This is a genomic window from Pseudonocardia yuanmonensis, from assembly GCF_039542425.1.
Lineage (GTDB): Bacteria > Actinomycetota > Actinomycetes > Mycobacteriales > Pseudonocardiaceae > Pseudonocardia > Pseudonocardia yuanmonensis.
Genome location: NZ_BAABIC010000012.1, coordinates 134,648 through 148,945, shown reverse-complemented (window position 1 = coordinate 148,945; position 14,298 = coordinate 134,648). Strand labels below are relative to the sequence as shown.

General features: G+C 76.2%; 15 protein-coding genes. 10 read left to right on the top strand and 5 right to left on the bottom strand.

The genetic code is table 11. The annotated features are described in order from the left end of the window. Window positions 1-56: 56 nt before the first annotated feature. Window positions 57-1,055, bottom strand: coding sequence for a FecCD family ABC transporter permease (locus ABD990_RS18930; RefSeq protein WP_345381904.1), 999 nt, complete (start codon window positions 1,053-1,055; stop codon window positions 57-59). 108 nt (window positions 1,056-1,163) lie between these two features. Here ABD990_RS18930 and ABD990_RS18925 point away from each other — a divergent pair, with 108 nt between their 5' ends. From ABD990_RS18925 to ABD990_RS18915, 3 genes are all read left to right on the top strand, one after another. Continuing rightward, window positions 1,164-2,144 carry an ABC transporter substrate-binding protein gene (locus ABD990_RS18925; RefSeq protein WP_345381903.1) on the top strand — a complete coding sequence of 327 codons (981 nt, stop codon included), beginning with the start codon at window positions 1,164-1,166 and terminating at the stop codon, window positions 2,142-2,144. A 7-nt stretch (window positions 2,145-2,151) separates the two neighbouring features. Further along, window positions 2,152-2,637: a MarR family winged helix-turn-helix transcriptional regulator gene (locus ABD990_RS18920; RefSeq protein WP_345381902.1), complete on the top strand. Its 486-nt coding sequence runs from the start codon at window positions 2,152-2,154 to the stop codon at window positions 2,635-2,637. 123 nt (window positions 2,638-2,760) lie between these two features. Then, complete coding sequence (locus tag ABD990_RS18915) at window positions 2,761-3,696, top strand: chitosanase (RefSeq protein WP_345381901.1); 936 nt, start codon at window positions 2,761-2,763, stop codon at window positions 3,694-3,696. Between the two features lie 6 nt (window positions 3,697-3,702). On the opposite strand, the gene ABD990_RS18910 is transcribed toward ABD990_RS18915, so the two are convergent. Next, window positions 3,703-5,178, bottom strand: a complete 1,476-nt coding sequence (locus ABD990_RS18910; protein WP_345381900.1) for a sensor histidine kinase — start codon at window positions 5,176-5,178, stop codon at window positions 3,703-3,705. Window positions 5,179-5,182: 4 nt separating this feature from the next. Then, window positions 5,183-5,896, bottom strand: coding sequence for a response regulator transcription factor (locus ABD990_RS18905; RefSeq protein WP_345381899.1), 714 nt, complete (start codon window positions 5,894-5,896; stop codon window positions 5,183-5,185). Window positions 5,897-6,048: 152 nt separating this feature from the next. Here ABD990_RS18905 and ABD990_RS18900 point away from each other — a divergent pair, with 152 nt between their 5' ends. Further along, window positions 6,049-6,936 carry an LLM class flavin-dependent oxidoreductase gene (locus tag ABD990_RS18900; RefSeq protein WP_345381898.1) on the top strand — a complete coding sequence of 296 codons (888 nt, stop codon included), beginning with the start codon at window positions 6,049-6,051 and terminating at the stop codon, window positions 6,934-6,936. Window position 6,937: 1 nt separating this feature from the next. On the opposite strand, the gene ABD990_RS18895 is transcribed toward ABD990_RS18900, so the two are convergent. Next, the gene (locus ABD990_RS18895) at window positions 6,938-7,762 is read right to left on the bottom strand and encodes a MerR family transcriptional regulator (protein ID WP_345381897.1); all 825 of its coding nucleotides are present in this window, start codon (window positions 7,760-7,762) and stop codon (window positions 6,938-6,940) included. A 434-nt stretch (window positions 7,763-8,196) separates the two neighbouring features. Between ABD990_RS18895 and ABD990_RS18890 the strand changes: the two genes are divergently transcribed. From ABD990_RS18890 to ABD990_RS18870, 5 genes are all read left to right on the top strand, one after another. After that, window positions 8,197-9,036 (top strand): phosphatase PAP2 family protein, encoded by an 840-nt coding sequence (locus ABD990_RS18890; RefSeq protein WP_345381896.1) that lies wholly within the window; start codon window positions 8,197-8,199, stop codon window positions 9,034-9,036. A gap of 85 nt (window positions 9,037-9,121) precedes the next feature. After that, a complete protein-coding gene (locus tag ABD990_RS18885) occupies window positions 9,122-9,529 on the top strand; it encodes a helix-turn-helix transcriptional regulator (protein WP_345381895.1) in 408 nt (135 codons plus the stop codon). A gap of 286 nt (window positions 9,530-9,815) precedes the next feature. Then, a complete protein-coding gene (locus tag ABD990_RS18880) occupies window positions 9,816-10,517 on the top strand; it encodes a YoaK family protein (RefSeq protein ID WP_345381894.1) in 702 nt (233 codons plus the stop codon). Between the two features lie 76 nt (window positions 10,518-10,593). Next, the gene (locus tag ABD990_RS18875) at window positions 10,594-11,271 is read left to right on the top strand and encodes a DUF6544 family protein (RefSeq protein ID WP_345381893.1); all 678 of its coding nucleotides are present in this window, start codon (window positions 10,594-10,596) and stop codon (window positions 11,269-11,271) included. A 38-nt stretch (window positions 11,272-11,309) separates the two neighbouring features. Further along, a complete protein-coding gene (locus ABD990_RS18870) occupies window positions 11,310-11,420 on the top strand; it encodes a hypothetical protein (protein ID WP_345381892.1) in 111 nt (36 codons plus the stop codon). Here the strand turns inward: ABD990_RS18870 and ABD990_RS18865 are convergent. Then, window positions 11,417-11,854 (bottom strand): hypothetical protein, encoded by a 438-nt coding sequence (locus ABD990_RS18865; RefSeq protein ID WP_345381891.1) that lies wholly within the window; start codon window positions 11,852-11,854, stop codon window positions 11,417-11,419. The genes ABD990_RS18870 and ABD990_RS18865 overlap by 4 nt on opposite strands. A gap of 309 nt (window positions 11,855-12,163) precedes the next feature. On the opposite strand from ABD990_RS18865, the gene ABD990_RS18860 reads away from it, so the two are divergent. Beyond that, window positions 12,164-14,197, top strand: a complete 2,034-nt coding sequence (locus ABD990_RS18860) for an HNH endonuclease signature motif containing protein (protein ID WP_345381890.1) — start codon at window positions 12,164-12,166, stop codon at window positions 14,195-14,197. The last annotated feature ends 101 nt before the right edge of the window (window positions 14,198-14,298 follow it).

Sequence of the window (14,298 nt, the reverse complement as noted above, 5' to 3'; positions counted from 1 at the left end):
GCCGGCGGGGGCGGGTGCGCTCACGGCCGATTCCACGGCCGGGTCCACCGCGGGCCTCACAGCCGGGGAAGCCGCGCGGAGCGCACCACCGCGACCAGCACAGGGGCCCCGAGCAGCGCGGTGATCACCCCCAGCGGCATCTCGTAGGGGCGCACGAGCAGCCGGGACAGCACGTCGGCGACCAGCACCACGACCGGGCCGAGCAGCACGCTCACCCCGAGCACCCGGCGCAGCTCCGGCCCGACGAGGGCGCGCGCCGCGAACGGCACCACCAGCCCGACGAAGGCGATCGGGCCGGCGGCGGCGGTCGCCCCGCCCACCAGCAGCGCGACCGCGGCGACGGCGGCGACCCGGGTCCGGGCGGGACGCTGCCCGAGGCCGAGCGCGACGTCGTCGCCCAGGGTGAGGGTGGCCAGCGGCCGGGCGACCAGGGCGGCGAGCAGCAGCCCGGCGAGCATCACGGGCAGCGCGGCCCCGACCGCCGCGAGGTCGCGGCCGGCCACGGAGCCGACGGTCCAGAACCGGACCTCGTCGAGGGTGCGCTGGTCGATCAGCAGCAGCGCGGCGGTGACGGCCCCGAGCAGGCCGCTCACGGCGGCCCCGGCGAGCACGAGGCGGACGGGGTCGTCGCCGGCGCGGCGCAGCCGGGCCGCCGCGACGGCGAGTGCGCAGCCACCGGCCGCGCCGGCCACCGCGACCCACGGCCCGACCGTCGCCGCGGCCGCGCCGGCCGCCACCGCGACCACCACCGCGAAGGACGCCCCGGCGCTGACGCCGAGCAGGCCCGGCTCGGCGAGGGGGTTGCGGGCGACGGCCTGCAGCAGCGAGCCGGCGACGCCGAGGGCCGCCCCGACGGCGACCGCGACCAGCGTGCGCGGCCAGCGCAGCATCCCGACCGTGAAGGTCGCGTCCGGGTCGCCGGCACCGGCGAGGACGGCGAAGGCCCGGGCCGGCGTGACGTCCCCCGCACCGAGCGCGAGGCTCGCGAGCACGGCGAGCGCGAGCAGGACCGCGGCGGGCGCGAGACCGCGGCGGACCAGCGTGGCGGTGTCCACGCCCACACCTCCCGATTCCTTGGTGATCCCTTGACATTGAGGCGAGGCTGACCTTACCTCTGTCCGCAGAGGTTTCTACAGACCTCGCAGGATGAGGAAGGACACGTGATGAGGACTCGCTCCGCTCGCGGCGCCGGCGGCCGGGCCGCGCGCCGGCGCCGTGGCGCCACCGGAGTGCTGCTGGCCGCCGCGGCGCTGCTGCTCGCCGCCTGCAGCTCGGGGGGCCAGGAGGCCCAGGCACCCGCCGCGGACGGCGCGGACGGCGCCACCCGCGCCGTCGCCACCGCGTTCGGCGAGGTGCAGGTCCCGGCCGCGCCGCAGCGCGTCGTCGCGCTGGGCGAGCCGGCGCTGGACACCGCGCTCGCGGTCGGCGTGACCCCGGTCGGGGTCACCGCCAGCCGCGGCGGCACCGCGCCGCCCGCGTACCTGGGTGCGCAGGTTGCGTCGCTGCCGATCGTCGGCACGGTCACCGAGCCGAACGTCGAGGAGGTGCTCGCCGCGCAGCCCGACCTGATCCTCGGGACCACCAGCACCACGCAGGAGCAGTACGACGCGCTGAGCAAGATCGCGCCGACGGTGGCCCCCGCGGCCGCGGAGATGGGGCGCTGGCAGGAGCCCCTGAAGGTCTACGCCCGGGCGCTCGGGAAGGCCGACGAGCTCGGCACCCAGCTCGCCGACCTCGAGCAGCGGGCCGCCGCGCTGCAGCAGCAGGGCACCTTCGCGGTGCTGCGCTGGATGCCGGCCGGCGCGGTCGTGATGAACGCCGGGCTGATGCCGGGCTCGCTGCTGTCGGCCACCGGCGCCGCCCCGGTCCAGCCTGCGACCGCGCTGGGCAAGGCCCCGCACAGCGACCCGCTGTCGCTGGAGAACCTCACCCAGGTCGACGCGGACCGGATCTTCGTGGCGAGCCTGAACGCGGAGGGGCGCACCGCGCTCGAGGCGGCCCGGCAGCAGCCGGCCTTCACCCGGCTCAAGGCGGCCCGCTCCGGGGCCGTGAACAGCGTCGACGGCGCGGTGTGGAGCAGCAGCTCCGGCCCGATCGCCGCCCGCCTCGTGGTGGAGGACATCGAGGAGGCCGTGCGGGGATGATGGCGGGATGATCGAGGACGTCGGGGGCGACGACACCGCCGCGCTCGCGGCGGCCGTCCCCGGCGCGCTCGGTCCCTTCTTCCGCCTGATCCGCGGCGCCGTCCGCGTCGATCTTCCGACGCCCGGGCTGCCGACCGCCGAGGTGGACCTGCTGCGCGTGGTGGAGCGGGATCCCGGCATCACCGTGGCCGCCGCGGCCGAGCGGCTCCGCGTCGCGCCGAACACCGTGAGCACGCGGGTGACCCACCTCGTCCGGGCCGGTCTCCTCGACCGCCGGCCCGGCGTGGCGGACCGGCGGCAGGCGACGCTGTACCTGACCGCGGTGACCGAGGCCCGGTTCGCGGCGTGGGCCGAGCACCGGTCCGCCGTGCTGGACGAGCTGGTCGGCCGGCTGCTCCCGGAGGAGCGCGCCGCGATCACCGCCGCCCTCCCGGCGCTGCGGCACCTGCGCCGGCTGCTCGAGGAGCGGGCCGAGGCCGGCCCCGTCCGGTGAGACCCGCACCTCGATTTGAGGTTCCCCTTACATGCACGTGCGGAACCGTTGGCAGGGCCCTTCCTAGGGTCGACGCCGACCCCGCCGGGTGAGGCCGGCACCCCTTCACGACACTGGACGACGATGCAGCGGACCCTGTTCCTCTCCCGGGAGACCCGCCCCGCGGGTCGGCCCCGGCGCCGGCGGCCGGCCCCGGGCCGCCCCCGGTTCCTCGCAGTGCTCGGCGCCGTCGTCGCCGGCGCGGCCCTCCTCACCGCCGCGCTCCTCCTGCTGCTCGGCGGCGCGGGGAGCACGGGCGGCGCGACCGGCACCGGCACCGCGACGGGCGGATCCACCACGAGCGCGCGCGACGTCGACCAGGTCGTCGGGCAGCTGGTCAGCGTGTTCGAGAACGGCACGCCCGAGATCCAGTACGCCTACGTCGAGGACCTCGACGACGGCCGCGGCTACACCGCGGGCCGGGCGGGCTTCTGCACCGCGTGCGGTGACCTGCTCACCGTGGTCGACCGCTACACCGCGCAGGTCCCGGACAACGCCCTCGCCGGCTACGTCCCCACCCTGACCGGCCTGGCCGCGTCGTTCGGCGACTCCACCGCGGACCTCGACGGCTTCGAGGAGGCCTGGCGCAGCGCGGCCGACGACCCGGTGTTCCGGCAGGTGCAGGACCAGGTCACGGACGAGCTCTACGTCGCGCCCGCCCGGGAGCTCGCCGAGGCCAACGGCGTGCGGTCGGCGCTCGGCCTCGCCGCCCTCGTCGACACCGCCGTGCAGCACGGCACCCAGGACGGGCCCGACGGGCTCCCCGACCTGGTGCGGCGCACGAACGCCGACATGGGCGGCTCCCCGGCGGACGACGTCGACGAGACCGAGTGGCTGCGGGACTTCCTGGACATCCGCCGCACCGTCCTGGAGAACCCGAGCTCGTCCGCGACCAGCGAGGTCTGGAGCGAGTCCGTCGGCCGGGTCGACGCGCTCGACGCCCTGCTCGCCGCCGGCAACCTCGACCTCGCGACCCCCTTCACCGTCGACCCGTGGGGCGACCCGCAGACGATCGGCTGACGCCGCTCAGCGCCGGGTGCCCAGCGCGTCCCGCACCCCGTCCGGCCCGGCCCGCTCGGGGGGTCGGGCGGCCGGTTCGTGCCCGGCGGCACCGTCCGCGGCGGGCTCGGGTGCGGTGGGCTCGGGTGCGGCGGGCTCGGGCGCGGCGGGCCCGGCCGGGGTCGATGCACCCTCCTCGGGCCACGCCGCCGGTACGAACAGCGTGAACACCGGCGGCGCCGAGCGGCCGAGCACCAGCCGTCCGCCCTCCGCCTCGGCGAGCCGGCGGGCCAGCGGCAGCCCGATCCCGTGCACCCCGCCGCCCGCCGACCGCCGCTCGGGCGGGGCGGCGAACGGGTCCGGACCGGGCCCCGCGCCCTCGTCGGTGACGTCCACGGCCAGCGCCTCGCCCGACTCGCGCACCACGATCCGCACCGTGCCCGCCCCGTGCACCTCGGCGTTGTCCAGCAGCACGCCGAGGACCTGGCGGATCGCCGCCGCCGACGCGGCCGCGGGCGGGAGCTGCGGCGCGACGTCGAGGACCAGCCCGCGTCCCGCCGCCGCCAGCCGCTCGGCCCGCGCCGGCCCGAGCTCCCGGACGAGCGCGCCCACGTCCGTCGGATCCCCGCGGCCCGTGCGTTCGCGGGCGAGCTGGAGCAGCTCGTCGATGGTGCGCTCGAGGCGGTCGGCCTCGGCGATCCCCGCGACCAGGGCCGCCCTCAGGTCGGCGTCGGGCCGGTCCAGCGCCGCTTCCAGCCGCAGCCGTAGCCCGGTGAGCGGGGTGCGGAGCTGGTGCGAGGCGTCCTGGGAGAAGGCGCGCTCGCGGGCCAGCAGCGCGTCGAGCCGCTCCGCGGTGCTGTCCAGCGCCCCGCCGACCTGGTCGATCTCGGCGACGCCGGCGCGGCCCGTGCGCACGCTGAAGTCGCCGTCGCCGAGCCGGCGCGCGGCCCCGGCGAGGTCCTCCAGGGGGGTGGCGAGCCTGCGGGCCTGGCGGCGGGCCGACAGCCACACCGTGACCAGCACCGCGCCGGCCAGCCCCGCCATCCCGAGCCAGACGGGGACGAGGCCGGCGTAGACCGCCGACACCGGCATCGCGGCCCGGACGGCCCCGTCCGGCTCGTGCCGCCCGTCGACCGGCACCGTCACGACGAGGTTCCCGTCGACCGTCGCGTGCGAGCCGCGGCCGTCGAGCGCCCGGTCGACCTCGTCGCTGGAGGGATCGGGGCCGTCGCCGAGGAGGAGGTCGCCGTCGCCGTCGTAGACCCCGAGGACGACGTCGGCCGGGAGGTCCGGCAGCACGGTCGGGGAGTCACCGCGGGCCAGCTCGCCCTGCACCGACCGCGCGGTGATGCTGGCGGTCCGCTGCAGCACCGACTCCTGCTCCTCCAGGGTGTACTGCACGAGCCCGACGGCCAGCGGGATGCCGAAGAGCGCCACGGCGATCGCGGCGGTGGCGACGGTCAGGACGACCAGGCGGCGGCGCACCGGCTCGGGCTTCGGCATCGGCTCAGCCCTCCGGGGCGGCGCGGTCGGGGTGCTCCAGGCGGTAGCCGTGCCCGCGCAGTGTGGTGATCCGCGGGACCCGGGCCCCGTCGCAGGAGGCGATGCGGCGGCGCAGCGACGCCACGTGCACGTCCAGGGTGCGGGTGGGCCCGTGCCAGTGCTCGTCCCAGACGTCCGCCATCAGCGTCTCCCGGCTGACGGCGGTGTCGGGCTCCCGGGCGAGCCGGGCCAGCAGGTCGAACTCCTTGCTGCGCAACGCCAGCTCCCGCCCCCGCACGAGCACCCGCCGGCCTCCGACGTCGAGGCTCAGGTCGCCCAGCTGCACCACCGACGGCGCCGCCGGCGGCCCGGCCCGGCGCAGGTGGGCGCGGATGCGGGCGAGCAGCTCGTGCAGCCGGACCGGCTTGGTGAGGTAGTCGTCCGCCCCGGCGTCGAGACCCACCACGACGTCCATCTCCGCCCGGCGCGCCGTCAGCATCACGATCACCGCGGCGGGCAGCCGCTGCCGGAGCCGGCGGCAGACCTCCACCCCGTCCAGGTCGGGCAGGCCGAGGTCCAGCAGCACGAGGTCGACGCCGGGACCGCGGGCGGCGTCGACGGCCGCGACCGCCGCCCCTCCCGTCCGGGCCAGCTCCACCTCGTAGCCGTGGGACCGCAGGCTGGAGGCCACGACGTCACCGATCGTGTCGTCGTCCTCCACCACGAGCACCGAGGGCACGGCCCGATGCTAACGACGCCCGTCCCGTCCGGGGGTGCCCCGGCTGCGGTGGCGCAGGGCCGGCGCCGGGAGCCGGCGGGGGCCGGGATCCCCGACGACGCCGCCACACCGCCCGCGTGATCTCCTGGACCCTCCGCGATCGAGGAGGGCACGTGTCGGAACTGGCGGTCGGGGCCTGGCTGGGCACCACGTGGTCGGCCGAGGACATCGTGGCGGTGGCGCGGGAGGTGGAGGCCGCCGGCTACGACGGCATCTGGGTCGCCGACCACTTCATGGGCAACACGGGCACCGAGGAGCGGTCGGACACGCCGCTGCGCGAGTGCTTCGGCGTGCTCGCCGGCCTGGCCACGGCGGTGCCCCGGGTCCGGCTGGGCAGCCTCGTCGCGTCCATGACCTACCGGCATCCGGCGGTGCTCGCCAACACCGCCGCCACGATCGACGACCTCGGCGGCGGGCGGCTGGTGCTGGGCGTGGGCGCGGGGTGGCAGCTCAACGAGCACGCCGCGTACGGCATCGCGCTGGGCCCGGTCCGCGAGCGGATCGACCGGCTCGAGGAGGGCCTGGCCGTGCTCGACGGCCTGCTCCGGACCCCGCGGACGACCGTCGCCGGCACGCACTACACCGTCACCGACGCCCCGGCCGTCACCTCGGGACGGCGGATCCCGATCATGCTGGGCGCGTCGGGGGAGCAGCGGATGCTCGGCGTCGTGGCCCGGTGGGCGGACGAGTGGAACTGCTGGTCCACCCCGGAGGTGTTCGCGCACAAGTCCGCGGTGCTGGACGAGCACTGCGCGCGGATCGGCCGCGACCCGCGCACGATCCGACGCTCCACCCAGGCGATCCTGCGCATCGGCGGCTCCGAGGCGGACGCGCCCGCGGGCGTGGTGGCGGGGTCGGTGGACCGGATCGTCGACGTGATCGGGCGCTGGCGCGAGGCCGGCCTCGACGAGCTGATCGTGCCGGCCATCCGCGGGGACGCCGACCAGGGCCGCGAGCTGTTCGGCCGCTTCCACACGGAGATCCGGCCGCAGCTCGACTAGCTCATCCCGTCCCGATCGCGGCGAGGCACTCGCCCAGGCCGTTGCAGACCCGGACGGCGGGTTCGAGGGACACGTCGTCCCAGGCGGGGCCCGCGGCGACGACCGCCCCCGGGTCGGGGAGGACGCGGACGGCTCCCCCCGGGTCGTCGAGCCGCATCTGTGCGTAGAGCACGATCCGGCCCGAGGTCGGCAGGCCGGCGGCGGCCAGCACCGTCGCCGCCGGGGTCCGGGCGCCGAGCATGGTCGTGCGCACCGCGCGCTCGGCCAGCGCGGCCGCGAGCACCGTCAACGGCAGCTCGTGCTGCTCGGCGGGGGCGCAGGCCAGCACCACCGCGGGCCGGTCCGCCGGTTCGCGGCCCACCCGGGCGCCCAGCGCCCCGGTCACGACGTGCGAGAGCAGGTGCTCGGCGCCGACCAGGCGGGCGGGCGGCAGCGGCAGGCGCTCCAGCGTGACGAAGGCCGGGCGGACGAGGGACTCCCAGACGCGGACCACCCCCTCGGCGGCGAGGGCCGCGCCGACGAGCTGGCGGACGGCGTGGCCGTCGAGCTCGACGCAGGCTCCGACCAGCCGACGGGCCGCGGGCTCGTCCGGCTCGGGCGTGGTGAGCGGGTGCGGCGGCCCGAGCACGGCCCGCACGGCCGCCGCCGTCGACGCCCCCGCCTGGACCAGGTCGTGCACGGTCCGCAGCCGGACCAGGTCGTCGAAGGTGTACCGGCGATGGCCGCCGGGCGTCACCGCGCTGGCGCCGACGCCGTAGCGTCGCTGCCAGGCCCGCAGGGTCTCGACCGAGACCCCGACGTAGTCGGCCGCGGCCCCGATCGACACTCCGGTGGGTCCGGGACCCGGCAGTTCCGTACACTCATCCGTCACCCGAGCCACCCCCTCGCGGCAAGGTGTCGTCCGCGCCGTCGAGGCCGGGACCTCCGGTCCGAACCTGAACGGCGTGGCCAGCAAATCTACTAGGCCGTGGACAGGTCCGCCCACCGCTGACTACCACTGACACCAGCCGGTCCGGTTTCACCGGATTTCGGCGAGAGCCACGGCATCGTCGCTGGGGAGCCGACGATGCCCGCCCCGCGTGCTGGGCCCGGCGGGAGGGGCACCCGGGCCCAGCACGCAGTAACCGGTGGTTCTCTCAGCGCAGCGACAGGAACCGCGTCGTCTCTCAGCGCCGCTACAGCATCGGCGGCCCACACTCCTCGGCATCGGAGCCCGCCGTCGGCGGGACCGTCGGGACTCCGGACGACGAGGGGGCACGGGTGCGGTTCGCGGATCTGCAGCAGGGCGCCGGGGCGTTCCTGTCGTTGTGCTGGCTCGTCACGGCCGTGGCCCTCTGCGCCTACCGGGTCGGGTTGCGCGCCACGACGACCGGAGGCTCGCCGCTGGGGGTGCCGGCGCCCGGCACCCTGGTCGCGCCGGCCCGCCGGGTGTTGCGTCGGCCCGCGGTCTGGGGGACCGGCACCGCGTCCGTGCTGTTCACCGCGCACGCGACGGTGGTCGACGCCGTCGAGGACCACGGCGGGCTCGCCTCCGCGGACCGGCCCCTGCTGGGCTGGCTCGTCGCCCACCGGGTCCCGGACTGGACCGCGGTGATGGAGGCCGCCAGCCGCTACGGCGGCACCCTCGGCACGCTCGTGCTGGCTCTCGTCACGGTCGCGCTGCTGGTGTGGCGGCGGCACTGGTGGGAGGCCGCGACCGTCACGGTCGCGACCGCAGGGGTCGCGGTCCTCGTGCCCGCCTTCAAGGACCTCTACGCCCGGACCCGCCCACCCGTCGCCACGCAGCTCGTGCCCCAGTTCGACCCGTCGCTGCCCTCCGGGCACGCGCTGGGGTCGATCGTGATCGTCGGGGTGGTGGCGGTGGTCGCCGCCCGGCTCGTGCGGTCGGTCGCCGTGCGCGTGGCCGCCCTGGGCACCGCCGCGGGCACGGTCGTCCTCATCGGGATCTCCCGGCTCTACCTGGGCGTGCACTGGTTCACGGACGTGCTGGCGGGATGGTTCCTCGGCGGCGCGTGGCTGGCGGTCTGCCTGGCCGCGTTGCAGGCGCTCACCGCCGGTCGCGCCCCGGTCCGGCGGGACGGGACGCCCGCGCTCCTCTGATCGATCCGGGCCTTGTGCTCCAGGTCACACGCGGCCAGTATCGGTTCCGAAGGCGTCCAGCACCGTCGCCGCCCCGGGAGCCCGCATGGCCGTGCTCGAACCCCGCAACTTCCTGCAGCCCTGCCTGCTCCTGCTCCTGCGCGAGCAGGCCGACCACGGCTACGAGCTGGTCTCCCGGCTCGGCCCCCTGCACGACGGGGAGGGGGACTCCGGGGGCGTCTACCGCGCGCTCCGCGGCCTGGAGCGGCGCGGCCTCGTCCGCTCGCAGTGGTCCATCCCGAAGGCCGGGCCCGCCCGCCGCACCTACCACCTGACCATGGAGGGCGAGGCCTTCCTCGACCTGCAGGCCGCCGAGCTGCGGCAGGTCGACGACGCCCTCCACCTCTTCCTGGACCGCTACGAGCGCTCGACGGTCGTTCCGCCCGGTGCGGAGGAGGTGCCGGACGGCGGGTTCGGACCCGGCCGCGACCACGCCCGGCCGGGGGCCCGCTGACCGCACGCCCGGGCCCGCGGCCGTCCGTCGCTCGTGGGCGCCCGCAGGGGAATGAAGATCGACTTGCGGGGTCCGCGCCCGGCCTCGACGCTTCGACCGTCGAGACGATCGGGAGGCGGTGGCGCGGGTGGCGCGGATACTGAAGGACCTCGGCCGGCCGCGGCCGGCACCCGGCGGGACGCTGCGCCGGGCACTGGTGCTGCTGCCGTTGATCGGCTCGCTGGTGCGCAGGGCGCCCCGCGCCTGACCCTTCCGCACCGGGTGCCGGGGCTGCTTCACTCGGCCCATGTCGACCGGCCCGCGGTTGCGCCTCGCCGAGGAACGCCACGGGTCGCTCCCGGTGCTGCTGCTCGTCCTCACCCTGGTCACCGGGGTGATCGACGCCATCAGCATCCTCACCTTCGGCCGGGTCTTCGTGGCCAACATGACCGGCAACGTCGTCGTCACCGGCTTCGCGATCGCCGGCGTCCCGGAGTTCTCGCTGCGCACCTCCCTGGCGGTGCTGGCGGCCTTCCTGGTGGGCGCCACGGCCGAGGGGTTCCTCATCGACCGGATCGACGGCCGGGGAGGGCTGCTCCGCGCGGCGGTGCTGATCGAGTGGGTGCTCCTGGCCGTGTGCTTCGTCCTGGTGCTCGTGCACCCGCCGGTGGTCGACTCGGCGTCCACCCTGGCGGCCGCCGTGATCGCGGCCGTCGCGATGGGCATCCAGAACGCCGTGGCCCGCCGCATCGGGGTGCCCGACCTCAACACCAGCGTGATCTCGATGTCCATGACCGGGCTCGTCGCGGACCGCACGCACTCGACCCGGGAGGCCGCCCTGCGCCGGGCGTTGGCGGTGCTCAGCCTGCTCGTGGGCGCGTTCGTGGGTGCGGTGCTCGTCCGGACCCTGGGCGCTGCCGCGGCGTTCGGGCTGATCCTCGCGCTGTTGGCGGCGGTGGGCCTCACGGCCCATACGCTGCTGCGGCGGGGTCCGGACTGGGAGGGCTGACGGGACCTTCGGCTCTGCCCGGGCGTCGGGTCGGGACCGCAACGTGAGGGGGTCGTTCCCCGATCGAGGAGCCCGCGTGCGCCTGCACCTCCGCGCGGCCGCGCGCCGTGTCCCGCCCCTGCGCACCGCAACCCGGCTCGACGCGGCCGTCGCGGCGCCGGCGCTGCCCTGGGACCCGGCGGAACGCCCGGTCGTGACCGAGGAGGAACTGGCCGCCCTGCCGGTGCCTGCACAGCGGCACCTGCGCGCGATGCGCGTGGTGGGGCGGCCGCGGCCGCGAGCGTTCCGCGTGCGACTGCGCGGCCGGTTCCGCCTGCGGCGCACCGGCAACTGGCTGCCGTGCGAGGCGTGGCAGTACACCCTGGCCGACCCCGTCACCCGAGTGTTCGCAATGCAGCTGCGGGTCGGCGGCGTGATCCCGATGCTCGGCACCGACACGTACGCGGCCGGGCGCGGCCGGATGCGGGGCACGCTGCTCGGCCTGGTCCCGGTCGTCGACGGGCGGGGACCGGAGTTCGACCTCGGCGAGCTCGCCACCTGGGTCGACGACGCCTGCCTGCTCGCCCCGGCCATGCTCCTGACCCCGGCCGCGACCTGGCGGCCGGTCGACGACTCGTCGTTCGACGTCGTGGTCACGGACTCGGGCCTCGCCGTCACCGTGCGCCTCACGGTCGACGCGCGAGGACTGCCCACGGACGTCTCCACCACGGACCGCTTCTGCGCCCTGCCCTCGGGACCGGTCCGCGCCCGCTGACCACGCCGGTCGACGGCTGGCAGGAGGTCGGCGGGCGGATGCTGCCCACCCGGGCGAGGGCGGTGTGGCACCTCGACGACGGCGACCACTGCTACGTCGACGGGCGCTTCGAGCCGGACAGCCTCCGGTTCGACGTGCCGCCGCGCTAGACGATTCCCAACGCGGCCAGGCCGAGCACGACGAGGCCGCCGACCTTGAGGATCTCCAGCGCGACGTAGGCGAGGTGCGCCCGGGAGCCGGTGTGCGGGTCGCCGGCGAGGACGCGACGGGTGCGCGCGGCCAGGGCGGGCCGGACAGCCCCGAGCTGCACGAGCAGGAGGAGGGCGACCGCGGACGCCGCCCACCCGACCGGCGACGGCCGTGGCCCGGCGTACAGCGCGATCCCGACGCCGAGGAGCAGCGCGACCTCGACGGCGTTCAGCGCGCGGAACACCAGCCGCCCGATGCCCAGGCCGAGCGGCACCGTGATGCCGGGGGCGCGGAACTTCAGCGGCGCCTCCAGGAACGACAACGCCAGCACCATGCCCAGCCACACGAAGGCGATCGCGCCGACCGCGAGGTTCACGGCCCCTCCTTCCTTCATCGGTCAGGGTGTGCACATCCTGCACCGGGTGGGGGAGGGGAGCTGGGTGGGAGGGCGGTCCGGTCGCTGGTGTCCTCGGCTCATGCGACGCCGAAGCCGGGTTGTCGGACGTGTGCAAGGGGTGTCGGCGCGGGCACTCGTTCGAATCGGAGGAGCGACGGGGTAGGCCGGTGCAGCCCCGTTGCTCGGGCGGCAGGAGTAGTCGGTCGATGTGGCACTCCGATCTGCCTGTGGCGGCTGCCGAGGATCCATTCTGGAGGGTCCTCTGCGGACTTGATCCATGCCGTACGAAGCGCTAGACTCGAACATGTGTTCGAGTCTGGGGTGCCCGAGGGCTATGTCCCGGCCTTCGTGCGGGCGTGGGCCCAGGAAGCACCCGGTGTGCTGACGCCGAACCCGGCTCTGTTGTGGGGCGCCTACACCGACCCGGACCCGGTGCGCGAGCTCGCCGATACCGAGCCCTCGGCCGATCTGGCCATCGCTCTCGACAACCTGTGCGCTGCCCTCCGGGTGAAGCGCGAGTCCGGCGCGACGCTGACGGCGTCCCGGGCGGTGGTCGACGACGCCGCCCTGGTCGACGCGGTGATCGGGGCCGAGCACCTGCAGCGGTGGGCCGGGGCGCTGCGCGCCGAGTTGATCGCCGAACTGGACCGGCGCCGACCCGGGGACGAACCCAGCTACGTCTCCGGCGACGGCCCGCACCTGGGCTCACGGTGGGCCCCCGACGAACTCGGGCTCGCCCTGGATGCGACCCGGCTGACCGCGAAGACGCTGCTCGCCCGGTCCGAACGGCTCACCCGGCTGTTCCCCGCCACGCTGACCGCCTGGCGGGAAGGCCGTCTCGACGAGGCCCGGGTGCTGGACCTGCTCGACATCACCGCCGTGCTGCCCGACGACCTGGCCGTGATCGTCGAGGCACGGGCGCTGGAACGGGCCGCGGGCAAGACCCGCCCGCAGTGGCGGGCGGCGATGCGGCGGATCATCGCCCGGCTCGACCCCGACGGCGAACACCGCCGCCACACCGCCGCCCGCACCACCCGCGAGGTCACCTACCGCGCCCTGCCGGACGGAATGGGCTCGATCTGGGCCCGGCTGTCGGCGACCGACACCGAGGCGGTCTGGCAGACGCTGTGCCGCCTGGCCAAGGGCCTGGGCCCCGACGACCCGCGCACCATGGACCAGCGTCGCGCCGACCTGCTGGTCGACCTGTGCACCGGCCGGCTCACCCTCACCGACACCACCCAGGTCACAGCCCAGGTCGCCGGAGCCCTCGCGCGCCTCGGCGACACCGACACCGGCAACACCGAGGGCCCCGACCACGACGCCGTCGACCGCGACGCCGTCGACATCGCCGCCGATCACGGCACCGACCGCGAGGCCGCCGATGACGAGGTCGGCGGCGACGGCGCCCACGGAAACGCCGAGGCCGAGGGCGCCGGCACCGGTCCCGCCGACACCGGCTCCTCCGGCACCGGTGACACGGACGACGGGCCACCACGGACGCGGCGACGAGCAGAGCCGAGCGGTGAGGCGCTCGGCGAGGCGGTGCTGGCCTGGAGCGAGGCTCGACTCGCCGCCGCGGTCCGAGCCGTGCTCGAACACCGCCCCCAGCCTCGAACGGTCAGCGGCGGCGGAAAGCCGCTGGTGCACGTCGTGGTCGGCTACGACACCCTCTCCGGCGCCTTCGACGCACCGGCCGAACTCGTCGGCTACGGACCCATCCCCGCCGCCCTGGCCCGCGAAGCCGCGGCCCACGGGGTGTGGAAACGCCTGGTCAGCGACCCCCTCTCCGGAGCGTTGCTCGACCACGGCCGCACGGTCTACCGCCCACCCGCCGCGCTGCGCGACTTCGTCGTCGCCCGCGACCAGACCTGCCGGTTCCCCACCTGCAACCGCCGGGCGATCGACTGCGACCTCGACCACCACCAGCGTGCCGCCGACTGCGGTCCCACGTGCGAAGCCAACCTGCACGGGCTGTGCAAGCACCACCACACCCTCAAGGAGCAGGAGGACTGGCAGGTCCTCGCGCGCCCGGACGGCTCGCTCGTGTGGATCACACCCACCGGGCACCGGTACACCAGCCACCCCTACGACTACCGGCCCTTCACCGACGGCCTCGACGGCGACGGCACCGATCTGGCCGCGTGCGCCCAGGAACCGGGGCCGGGAACGGCGGTGGTGCCGGACCCGGAGGCCGCCGCCGTATTCGCCGCCCACGCCCGACAGGACACCGAGGCCGCCGCAGCCAGCGCCACACCGACCGTTCCGCCGGGCGGCTGGAGCCTCGCGGGCATGCGCGGCGAAGTCGTCCCCGCCGACCTCGACGAGCCGCCCCCGTTCTGACCTGGAGGGCCCCATGCGGCCCTTGAGCAGGAACTGCAGCAGCAGGAGTCCGGAAACCGGGTCATAGGATCGGCGCCGTCGCCGTGGGCCGCCGCTCGCAC